Consider the following 5,578-nt stretch of genomic DNA (forward strand, 5'->3'; position numbering starts at 1 on the left):
CTCGGCTCCTACCTCTGTGCGCCGTGCGCGGCGATGCGGCCGGCCAGGTCGCTTACGGTGCTCCGGGCCAGCTCGTCGAGCGGGAGAGTGACCCCGAACCGCTCCTTCACCTCGAACCGGAGATTCATCAGGTTGATCGAGTCGACGCCCAGGTCCAGCAGGCTGCGGGCGGGGTCGAGCGAGCCGGACAGGCCGGCCACCTTCGGCCGGGTGAGCCGGACCAGGTGCGCCAGGACGTCGTCCGGCGGCGGGACCGCCCCGATCGGCTCGTCGGCCTCCTCCGCGGGCGCCGGAACAGCCGGCCGCCCGGCGGGCTGCGTGACGGGTGGCGCGGTGACGGCGGGAGCGGGTTCCGGCGCGGCGGCCGGGACGGTGGTCAGCCAGAACCGGTCGCCGAGCAGGACGCTGCCCGGGACGCTGAGCAGCGGGGCCGTGGCCGGCAGACGATCCCAGCGGATGTCCAGTCCCGCGGTCCACAGCCGGCCGATCTCGGCGAGGCGCCCGTTCTCCCACAACCGGCCGGCGAACTCCGCGGTCTCCGGAAGCCCCGCCACACCCAGCCCCGCGTCCCCGTCGCGCAGGTCGGTGATCGGCGCCTCGGCGAGCCGGCCGGCCAGGTCCGCCGTGCCCGTCGCGACGACGGCCAGGCGGCAGGGGTGATCGGCACGGCCCTCGCGCAGGGTCCGGGCCAGCGCGGCCGGGGGGACCGGGTTGTCCCGCAGCCATCCGGCCAGCCGGACCGCGGTCGCCCGGACGTGCTCGGGGGTCGGCCCGGAGAGCACGAACAGGTCGGCCCGGTCCGGCCCGGCCGCCGGCTCCGGCGCCGGATACTCCTCGACGACCACGTGGGCGTTCACGCCGCCGGCGCCGAAGCTGCTGATCCCGGCCCGGCGCGGCAGGTGGCCGCCGGCGCCGTCGGGCAGCCGCTCCCACGGTTCGGCACGCTGCTGGAGGACGAACCGCCCGGCGGTGAGGTCCAGTTCCGGGTTCACCGGGTCGGCGTGCAGGGTCGGGGCCAGCGTTCCGTGGCGCATCTGCAGCAGCACCTTGGTCAGGGCGGCGATCCCGGCCGCGGACTCGCCGTGCCCCAGCGCCGACTTGATCGAGCCGAGGGACGCGCGACCGGTCCGGCCGTACGCCCGGAGCAGTCCCGCCACCTCGACCGGGTCACCGAGTTCGGTGCCGGTGCCGTGCGCCTCGATCACGGTGACCGTGGACGGGTCCACGCCGGACCGCTCCAGCGCCTGTCCGATCACCCGGGCCTGCGCGTCCGGGCTGGGCGCGGTGTAGCCGTTGGTACGGCCGCCGTGCGAGACGGCGGTGCCGAGCACCACGCCGTGGATGACGTCGCCCGCGGCGACGGCGTCCTCGAGCGGGCGGATCAGCACCGCACCGACGCCCTCACCGGGCCCGAACCCGGTTCCGCCGGCCCCGAACGAGCGGCAGCGGCCGTCCGGGGAGAGGAACCCGGACTGCTGGAGCATCCGGAACCGGGACGGGTGCAGGTAGAGGTTGACGCCGCCGACCAGCGCCGCCGCGCAGTCGCCCCGCTCGATGCTCTCGATGGCCTGGTGCAACGCCACCAGCGACGACGAGCAGGCGGTGTCGACCGGCTGGCTGGGCCCGGTCAGGTCGAACAGGTAGGACACCCGGTTGGCGAGGCTCCAGTAGTGCCCGGCCGGGACGGTGCGCTCCCCGGCGGCCCAGCGTTCCGCGCCGAGCAACCGGTAGTCGCTGGAGGTGATGCCGACGAACACGCTGACGCTGCGGCCCCTGCCGTCCGGGGCGACCAGCGAGTCCAGGCGCGGGCCGGCGTACCCGGCGTCCTCCAGCGCCGCCCACGACGTCTCCAGCCAGAGCCGCTCCTGAGGATCGGTGAGTGTGGCGTCGTGTCCGGACAGGCCGAAGTACGCGGCGTCGAACCGGTCGACGCCGGTGAGGAAGTGCCCGCGGGCGCTGACCCCGGCGGTGTCGTCCCAGCGGTCGGCAGGCAGATCGGTGACCGTGTCCCGGCCGTTGCGCAGGTTCTCCCACAGGGCGGTCACATCGTCGGCGCCGGGGTACCGGCCGGCGACCCCGACGACGGCGAAGCGCCGCGGCTCGCCGTCCCGGCGCCGCGCCGCCGCCGGAATCGGGGCGGGGACCGGCGTGCCGGAAGCTCGGACCTCCACGTGCGCGGCGGGCGCCATCGGTGCGGCCGGGCCGCCGACAGTGGGGTGGGCGGCCAGGGCGGCCAGGTCGCGGGCCTCGTAGATCAGCTCCGGGCCCACCGGCCCGACGCGACGGCTCAGCTCGGCGACCAGGGTCCGCACCATGATCGAGTCGAGGGCCAGGCCCTCCAGGGTGGTGGCGCCGGTCAGCTGACCGGCGGGACGGCCGGTCACGGCGGCGACCGCCGCGATGACCTCGGCCAGAACCTCCGGGACCGGAGCGGCTGCCGGGGCCGGGGGCGTTGTGGCGGGTGTGGCCGGCGTGGCCGATGTGGCGGACGCCGGCGGCCCGGCGAACAGACCGGCCTCGGTCAGACGGCGGCGCCACAGCGCACGGTCACCGTGGAACACCGCGGCCACCTCCGCATCGGCGCCGGTCAGCAGCCGCTCCAGCGCGGCGAGCCCGAGCGGCGCCGGCAGCGGAACCAGGCCGGTCTCGGCGCTGAGCACGGCGCGGATGGGTTCCGGAATGCTCATCCCCGCGCCGTCCCACAGCGGCCAGTCCACCGCCAGGGTGCGCCCGGACCGCTCGCCGCGCCGGACCAGCCCGGCCCGCTGCCGGGCGAACGCGTCCAGGTAGGCGTTGGCGAAGGCGTAGTCGGTCTGCCCGATGTTGCCGGTCACCGCGGCGACCGAGGAGAAGAGCACGAACAGGTCGAGCGGCAGGCCGGCGGTCGCCCGGTCCAGGGCGTGCACCCCGGCGATCTTCGGGGCCAGGACGGCGCTGATCGCCCCGGCCGGCTTGCGGGTCAGGTACGCGTCACGCAGCACCCCCGCCGCGTGCAGGACGCCGTGCAGCGCCCCCTCGGTACGCATGATGTCGCCGATCAGGCGGGCGACGGCGGCCTCGTCGGTGACGTCGCACTCGCGGTAGGTGATCGAGCCACCGTGCGCCCCGTCGATCTCGTCCGGCCGCCGGCGTCCGCACAGGACGACCCGGGCCTGGTACCGGCCGGTCAGGTGCCGGGCGAGGGCACGGCCGATGCCACCGGTCCCACCGGTGATCAGGTAGACCCCGCCGGTCCGGAAGGCGTGGCCCGCGTCGCCGGCCCGCGGACCGGCCATCGGCTCCCACGCGATGCCGTGGCGCCCACCGGAGCGGCGGTCGACCAGGGTGTCGCCCGGTTCCCCGGCGGCGGCCAGCTCCTGGCGCACCACCGGCGCGGCGATTGCCCCCGCGTCGTCCACCAGCACCGCGCGCCCGGCCACCCGCGGGTTCTCGGCGCGCAGCGACCGGAGGAAGGCCGCTGCCCCGGACGCCAGCGCTTCGTCGTCGCTGACCAGCAGAACGGTGCTGCGGCGGTCCCGCGGCGCGGCGGTGAGCATGGCGGCGACCGCGCCGAGGGCGGTCTCCACGGCGGCCGGGCCGGGGTCGCTGAGGCGGACCACGATCGCCTCGGGCAGCCTCCCGCCGGCCTCCGCGAACTGTCCGGCCAGGTCCCCCGCCGGGTCATGGACGATCAGGGGTACGTCAGGCGCCGCACCGTCCGGCGCGGGCAACTCCACCGTGGTGGGCACGAGCAGGTCCAGCACGCCGGTGTCCGGCGCGGGCTCGCTCGCCGTACCGGATCGCGGCCGGACGTCGTGGCCGTCGGGGGCGAACGGATAGCCGGGCAGGGGGATCCGCCGGGCGCCGCCGGGCACCGCCGCACCGGGGTCGAGCACTCCACCCGCGGTGTACCCGGCGGCCACCGCGGCGAGCGCCGCGGGCGGGTCCGGGACCGGCTCCCCGGCGAGCGCGGCGAGCAGCTGCTCCCGGCCGGCGACGACGTGCGCCTCCCGGTACCGGTGGTGGTCGCGCCCGGCGGCGAGGGTGTGGGCCACATCGGCGATCGAGGCCGCCGCGCCGGCCCCGCCGAGCCAGCGCAGCAGCTGGGCGCGGGCCGCGTCGAGCCGCTCGGGTGTCCGGGCGGACAGCGCCACCACGACCGGACGGTCCGGCCGCACCGCCGGGGCCGGCTCGGGAGCCTGCTCCACCACCAGGTGGGCGTTGGTGCCGCTGAAACCGAAGGCGCTCACCGCGGCCCGGCGCGGACGGCCGGCCTCGGGCAGGACGTGGCGCCGGGTGGCGACGAAGAACGGCCCCTCCTCGAACGCCACGCGGGGGTTCGGCTCCTCGCAGTGCAGGGTCGGCGGGACGATGCCGGTACGCACCACGCCGATCGCCTTCAGCAGCCCGGTGAGCCCGGCCGCGGCCGAGGTGTGGCCGACGTTCGACTTGACCGAGCCGACCGGGACGCTGCGCGGTGGCAGGGCGGCCGGCGCGAAGACCTGATTGAGCGCACCGACCTCGATCGGGTCGCCGAGCGGCGTGCCGGTGCCATGGCATTCCAGGTAGCCGACGGTGGCCGGGTCGATGCCGAAACGGTCGTAGACCCCGCTGATCAGGGCGGCCTGGGAACGGCCGCTGGGTGCGGTGATCCCGTTGGTACGGCCGTCGGAGTTGATGCCGCTGGCCCGGATGACCGCGTGCACGGGATCGCCGTCGGCCAGCGCCTGCCGCAGCGGCTTGAGGACCGTCACGACGCAGCCCTCGCCCGGCACGATGCCGTCGGCCGCGGCGGCGAACGGGCGTTCCCGGCCGGTCGGCGACAGCATGCCGGCGCCGCTCATGTACACGTACGGCAGCTCGGTGGTGTAGAGCGTGACGCCACCGGCGACCATCAGGTCCGCCTCGCCCAGCCACAGCGCCTGGCAGGCCTGGTGCAGCGCGACCAGCGACGAGGAGCAGGCGGTGTCGACGGTGGCGGTCGGCCCGCGCAGGTCCAGCTCGTACGCGATCCGCGCGGCCAGCATCGAGTTGGAGTTGCCCTGCATGACCTGCGGCAGCCGGGCATGCGGGCTGTGCCGTTCGATGCGGTGCTCGTAGTCGTTGAGCATGACGCCCGCGTAGACGCCGCAGCGGCTGCCGCCGAGCGCTCCCGGGCGCAGCCCGGCGTTCTCCAGCGCGTGCCAGCAGGCCTGCAGGAACAGCCGCGCCTGCGGATCGGTCAGTTCGGCCTCGCGGGGCGTCATCCGGAAGAAGTCGGCGTCGAACTCGGTCGCGCCGCCGACGAACGCGCCCCAGCGTGACCGGGTGGTCCCGGCCGCGGACGGGTCGGGGTCGAAGTGGTCAGCGATCGCCCACCGTTCGGCCGGCACGTCGGTGACCAGGTCGGCGCCGTCGAGCAGCAGCGACCAGAACTCGTCGGCGTCACGGGCGCCGGGCAGCCGGGCGCTGAGCCCGATCACGGCGATCGGCTCGGGCGTCGCCGGGTCCGGCGCGGGTGGTTCAGGCGTGGCGTTCAGCCGGGTGGCGGCGCCGGCGACGTCCAGCTCACCGCGCTGGAGCCGGCTCAGGATCTCTCGTGCGTCCATCGTTCCTCGCC

1 protein-coding gene is annotated in these 5,578 nt (G+C 76.1%); it reads right to left on the bottom strand.

From position 1 onward, the window contains the following. Window positions 1–8 precede the first annotated feature (8 nt). Window positions 9–5,567, bottom strand: coding sequence for an SDR family NAD(P)-dependent oxidoreductase (locus ACZ3II_RS31565; protein WP_465522120.1), 5,559 nt, complete (start codon window positions 5,565–5,567; stop codon window positions 9–11). Window positions 5,568–5,578 lie beyond the last annotated feature (11 nt).

It is taken from the genome of Actinoplanes sp. NPDC019969 (assembly GCF_055562375.1).